This is a genomic window from Streptococcus infantis, from assembly GCF_047460685.1.
Taxonomy (GTDB): domain Bacteria; phylum Bacillota; class Bacilli; order Lactobacillales; family Streptococcaceae; genus Streptococcus; species Streptococcus infantis_AD.
On the sequence record NZ_JASHFS010000048.1, the window covers coordinates 1 to 874 of the forward strand.

The 874-nt window shown below is 43.0% G+C and carries 1 protein-coding gene and 1 pseudogene; both read right to left on the reverse strand.

Annotated elements, in window-relative coordinates:
* Window positions 1–646 (reverse strand): Ig-like domain-containing protein (locus tag QM917_RS10585; protein ID WP_414285732.1); only part of this gene is annotated, 646 nt, incomplete at its 3' end.
* A gap of 109 nt (window positions 647–755) precedes the next feature.
* Window positions 756–874 (reverse strand): annotated as a pseudogene (locus QM917_RS10590) (IS630 family transposase); the annotation flags it as partial.

Below are 874 nucleotides of genomic sequence, written 5' to 3' on the forward strand. Positions count from 1 at the left end.
CAGATACTGATCCGTCATTGTTAACTTTAACATCTGTCGCAGTTGGGTTAGCTTTCTTAACTTCTTCAGCTACTTTAGCTTTTTCTGCATCTGTCAAGTTGTTAGGATCTACTACTGGAGTAAGAGCTGGTACTTTAACATTATCCGCATCCTTACCATCACCTTTACCAACTGTTTTCTCTGTTGGAGTTGATGTATTGCCTGATGCATCTTTTGCTACGGCAGTCACTTTATCACCAGCTTTCAAGCCCATAACTGGAAGATAGAAGAGACCAGCTTCATTTGTAGTAACAGTAACTGTTTCACTATTTGGAAGAGTGATTTCAACGATTGTTCCTGGTTCTGCTGTTCCTGAAACAGCTTTATCACCTTCTTTAACATCGTTCACAACTGGGGCTGCTGGTGCTGTCTTATCATCGGCTTTCGCTACGGTTACTGTTGTCGCATCTGATGTGTTACCTGCGTCATCTGTCGCTGTTACTGAGACTGTCTTACCTTCTTCCAAACCGCTAACTGGAACACTGAAGTTGCCATCTTGGTCAGCTTTAGCTGATACTTTATCACCATTTGGAAGAGTGACTTCGACGGTTGAACCTGCTTCAGCTGTACCTGTTACTGCTGTGTCACCTGCTTTAACTGGGTTCACAACTGGGGCTGCTGGAGCTGTCTTATCATCGGCTTTCGCTACGGTTGCTGTTGTCGCATCTGATGTGTTACCTGCGTCATCTGTCGCTGTTACAGATACTGTTTTATAGTCAATTGAAACAAGAACAAGACAAAAGAGCCTCGAAAAAAGTACTACAACTTGGCAATACCTTTTTGAGATGCTTTTTGATATGGGCCCATGTTTTCTCAATAGGATTGTACTCAGGTG